At 41.1% G+C, this 5,695-nt stretch carries 1 protein-coding gene; it reads left to right on the forward strand.

Annotated elements, in window-relative coordinates:
- Positions 1-5,695 (forward strand): Calx-beta domain-containing protein (locus H1P_RS37080; RefSeq protein ID WP_186376320.1); only part of this gene is annotated, 5,695 nt, incomplete at both ends.

The following is a 5,695-nucleotide window of genomic DNA, read 5'->3' on the forward strand; positions in this document are numbered from 1 at the left end:
TTTAATCCTGGTGTTACTGAAAGAACTATTTCCATAGATGTTATTGGAGATAATATTGAAGAATCAGTTGAAAACTTTAATATTAATCTCTCCAATGCGTTGGGCGCAGTAATTGTTGATAATCAAGGTATTGGTACAATTGTGGATGATGATGGAGATAGTATCTTAACTCCTTCTATCTCGATTAATGATGTGACAATAGTGGAAGGAGATGATGAAACAACAACTGCTGTTCTTACTCTTAATCTCTCATATCTTTCCAACGATCCCATTACGGTAGATTACACAACAACTGATGGTACTGCCATTGCAGGTGAGGATTACTCAGCAATCAGTGGAACACTCACTTTTAATCCAGGGGAAACCCAAAAAACTGTAGAGATTGAAGTTATAGGAAACATTCTCAACGAGCTAGATGAAGCTTTTTATCTTCAATTAAGTAATCCCACCAACGTTACTATTCCCGACAGTGAAGCTGTAGTTGCAGTGGTTGATAACGACGCGCTTCCAGATTTAGCGGTCGATTCAGTGACTATCTCTGAAAGCGATACGGAAACATCTCAAGCTACTTTCAACGTTACTTTAACAAATCCTAGTAGTTTACCTATTACAGTAAAATACACCACTGAAAATGGCACTGCCATTGCAGGTGAAGATTATCAAGCAGTCAGTGGTACTCTGACATTTGAGCCTGGTGAGACGAATAAAACTGTTACTGTTGATGTTATTGAAGACGATCTTGACGAGTTTGAGCAATCATTCAGTCTCAATCTAACTAATCCCACTAACGCTACGATCTCTCAAGGAAAAGGTATCGGTACGATAATTGATAACGACGCTCCTCCAGGGCTAAATATAGCCGATCTTACTGTAATTGAACGAAATGAGGGAGCGTCCACTGCTCTAATTGCAGTTACTTTAGATGGGGCGAGTAATATTCCCATAACTGTCGATTACGCTACTGTTGACGGTACGGCTATGGCAGGATTAGATTACCAGGCTATTACTGGCACTCTGACCTTTGAACCTGGAACGACGGAAAAATTTATTGAGGTATCTATTTTTGGAGACACCGTTGAGGAAATAACGGAAGCTTTCTCTATCGAGTTGAGCAATCCTCAATACGTTACTTTAGAAAATACTGAAAGTACCGTCTCGATTCAAAATAACGACCTGCTTCCTTCAGATATTACCCTATCTCTGGCAAACGATACGGGTCTTGAGAGTACTGATTATATTACCAGCGACCCTACTATTAATGGTGCGATTAATAATCTTCCCGAAGCAGTAACATTACAGGCGCAATTTGCAGGAATGGGGGGCGATTTTACCGATATTAGCAGCTTAATTGGAGAAGATGGCAGCTTTACTCTCGATCTAGCCAGTTTAGAATCTATCTACGGCAGTTCCTTAGATAGTGGCAGCTATGCTTTGCAATTGGTTCTTACCGATAGCAATACAGGTAGCTTTAGTATTAAGGAAATTACTTTTACTTACGATAATACTACCCCCACTATTTCCTTGATAACCCCCCTGTCAGATGGCGACCATAGCAATACGGCAAGAATTATTGGGGAAGTAGATGAAGCCTTGAGCGTTACTTATAGCGTTGATGGTGGTGCGGTTAATAACCTGCCAGTTTCCGCAGATGGTAAATTAGACCAGGAGTTAGGTAATCTTTCAGTAGGAGAACATACCACTACTCTTACCGCTACAGACATAGCAGGAAATGTTACCACCACAGATATTAGTTTCCTTGTCGGAGAGACTTTTGATTTCCCCGACGGCACTACTGGTTGGGGAGCAAAGAATGCGGATGTTATTTTACTGGGAGAACGAGATAGTTATGTTGTCGAAACCACCTTACCAGTGGAATTGGGCTTAGAAATTGATGAAGAAGGCGAAACTATAGGAGAGCGTACTCTCAGCTTCGACTTGGATTTGCTGTGGGATGAAACCGATATTGACCATGTACTAGAAGACCAGTTATTAGTCTATCTAGTAGATCCCAACAATCCCAGTCAAACCATTCTCGATAACGGTACGGCAGGTACGGCGGTATTTTCCCTTGCAGGAGAAGAGACTTCCTTTACACCAGGCTTAGTTACCTTTGACGGACGTACTGTAAAAATTGACGTTACCAGTCTGCCAGAACTCACAGAAGGACTGCTAGTCTTCCAACTACTCAATCAGGATACGGATCTTAAAAGTCTCGTTAAAGTTAGTAACTTCAATAATGAAGTAGATCTCGAAGGTAGGGAAAATCTCTTCTTTGCTGACAACCCTAGAATTGTTGCAGCAGGAGGGACACTAGATTTAACAGAATTTAGTAACAGTACGACCATAGAACCAGTCATCGATAATGTACGCTTTGACAGCACTACTGGTAAATACCAAGCCAGATTGAGAGTCAAAAATTCAGGAGATGCTATTGGGCGTAACGTAGCAGTAGTCTTTGATGATTTGCCCGATGGAATAGAACTAACTAATGCTTCGGGAACAGATGAAGCGGGCAATCCCTATCTCAATCTTCGCGATGCTATTTTATCTGGAGGCTTGGATCGCGGTGCGATTTCCGATGCTGTAACTATTAACTTTGATAATCCCAATCTGACTCGTTTTGGTTTGAAAACTAGAGTATTGACAAAAGGAGTCAATCAAGCTCCTAATTTTGCTCCCATTGCTGCTCAAACCGTAATGCCTGGAGCAAAAGTGACAATTCCTCTAGAGGCTACTGACCCCGATGGAGACATAATTACTTTTGCCATCAAAAATACTGGAAATTTACCAACAGGAAAGTTAGGAGATGATAGCAATCTTATCTTAACTCCCACAGCCGAGGATATTGGTAGCTATCAAATTACAGTAGTTGCTTCTGATGGATTTGCTCGAACCGAGCAGACTTTCAGCGTTGACGTGCTTGCCGACCCCATAACAACTACTCGCATTTCGGGAGTGATTGAAAATGTCGAACAAGAACCCCTAGCAGGAGTTGTTATCGAGTTAGGAGATTTACAAACCGTTACCGCAGCCGATGGTTCTTTCACTATCGAAACCAACCAGCCTTTAACTGCCGATACTCTGTTGGTGCGGGGTGAATTGATGCCTGGAGATGAAGCTTATCCCTATATTGCCGAAAAACTTCCTCTAGTCTTGGGACAGGATGTTCAGGCAGGTTTTAATAACATTATTGACCGCCCCATTTATCTTCCTGCTTTGGATGTAGCATCGGGAGAAGTTATCGATCCCAATGTTGATGTTACCGTTACTACTGAAAACATCCCTGGTGCTGCTGTTACCGTCAGTGCGGGTAGTCTTAAAACCCAAGAAGGAGAAGACTTTACAGGAATACTCAGTATCACCGAAGTTCCTATCGATTTAACTCCTGCTGCTCTGCCAGAAGGTATAGTTCCCGATACAGTTGTCACCATTCAGCCAGGAGAAATGGCATTTACTACTCCCGCACTCCTATCCTTGCCAAACAGAGCGGAATGGGAAGCAGGAACGGAAATGGAACTGTGGTCTATTAATCCCAATACGGGAGATTTTGATGTCGTCGGTACGGGTCGCGTCAGCGATGATGGTAGCGTTGTCGAAACTATTGATGGTGGAATTCGCAATAGTAGCTGGCATTTCTTTGTAATTCCTGCTCCACCAATAGAAGATATTTCTCAAAATCAAGATGAAGGGTGTCCTACTTGCGGACACAATAACTCGGTTAGCTCTGAAGTTGAATCTCATTCTGGTGCATTAATAGAAACCCACGATTTAGTTACCTATAACTCCAATGGTGAAACTAGAGGTTTAACTCTCACATACGACTCTTCTCGTGCCGACCCTAGAGAAATAGTTAATTTTGGCTTGGAAACAGATCCTAATTTCTCCCTCTCCGATCTTACCTTAAGCGCAGGCTTGTTCTTATTCGACGGTAATTCAAACTTTGCCTTAAGCGCAGTAGTAAATTCTTGGTCCGTTCCTAGTAGTGATAAACCTGTTGGGGCAGCTCTTCAAACCGATTTAAGTCTTTTTCCATCAGGATTATATTCTTACATTTTGAGAAGAGGAATTACTAATAATAGACCTTTATCTTCTGGTACTTCGGTAAGAGACAGTAGTAGCACGCTCCTCAACGTTAATAGCATTAACAGTCCCTTTGGAAGCGGTTGGGGACTTTCTGGCTGGCAAGAGTTAGTAGAAAACTTTGATGGTTCTGTGCTGTTAATTGACGGCAATGGTGAAGAGTTGATGTTTGATGCTCCTTCTAATGCCACAAGTTCGGTATATGTTTCTCCTGAAGGAGATTTTTCTACTTTGGAAAAGCTTGCTGATGGCTCTTTCCGTCGTATCATGAAAGACCAAACGGTTTACACTTTCAATACCAGTCTCCAATTATCTTCCATGAGAGACCGTAATGGTAATGAAACTCAATACATTTACGATACCAGCAACCAATTAAGCAAAATTATCGATCCTGTAGGTAAGACAACTATCTTTACCTACAATGCAGCAGGAAAAGTCAAGAAAATTATCGATCCTGCCAATCGCGAAACTATACTAAACTACGATGCAGAAGGAAACTTAGAAAGCATTACTGACCCCGATACTGCTACTCGTACCTGGGAATACAACAGCAGACATAATATGATTGCCGAAATCGACCAAAGAGGCAATCGAGAAGAAGCTTACTATAATTTTGCTGGTCGAGTCGTCGTCGGAAAACAAAAGGATGGATCTAACATAAGTATTGCCTCTGTACAATCGGCTAATTTAGAACCTCCAGGTCTAAACACTGACGCTAAAGAATTTAGTGAAGAAATTTTCAGTACTTATGCGGATGGAAACGGCAATGTTACGGTTACTCAACTAGATAGTGCGGGACAAGCGATCTCTGGTGAAGATGGAGAAGGCAGACTTTCTTCAAGAAGTCGTAATGACGATAATTTAATTACTGTTAGTTATGATGGCAGGGGAAACAGAACCGATTACGACTACGACGAGCGAGGAAATCTGATTCGTGTCGAAGATTCTTCTTTTAGCTCTCCAGCCCCAGGAACAGCAGCTTCCTTGTTCTCTGAGCCTGTTGAATATGATATTTATGATTCCTACTTCGCTGACGATACTGCCGTTTTAGAAGATATCAATCAAGATGGCATTTTAGATATTATTGGTTTTGACAGTAATAATAGAGGCACTTTGACAGTCAACTTAGGAAACGAAAACGGCAATTTTGTTCCTGAATTCAGTGCCAATAATGTTGTTCCTTCTTGGAAAATAGAGCTAGGAGATATTAATAATGATACTTTTTTAGATATTGTCAATGCTAATTTTGGGAGACCGAATGTATCTGTCTTTCTAGGAAATGGAGACGGCTCTTTTAGCAATCCAACCTATTTTGGTTCTGATGAGTTACTTCAAGATTTAGAATTGGGTGATTTTAATAATGATGGAAATCTCGACTTAGTTTTTCCTTATGCACTCCTCGGTAACCCTAATGTATCGGTATTAATAGGAAATGGAGACGGTACTTTTACTTCTGAAGTTGATTATCCTATTAATGAATTTCCTCAAGATTTAGAATTAGGAGATTTTAATAGTGATGGATTTGTTGATATTGTAGTTGCCAGCCAATCATCTAATAATATATCGGTATTAATGGGAAATGGGGATGGTACTTTTGCCCCCAAAGTTGATTACG

The sequence above is a fragment of the Hyella patelloides LEGE 07179 genome (genome assembly GCF_900659865.1).
Lineage (GTDB): Bacteria > Cyanobacteriota > Cyanobacteriia > Cyanobacteriales > Xenococcaceae > Hyella > Hyella patelloides.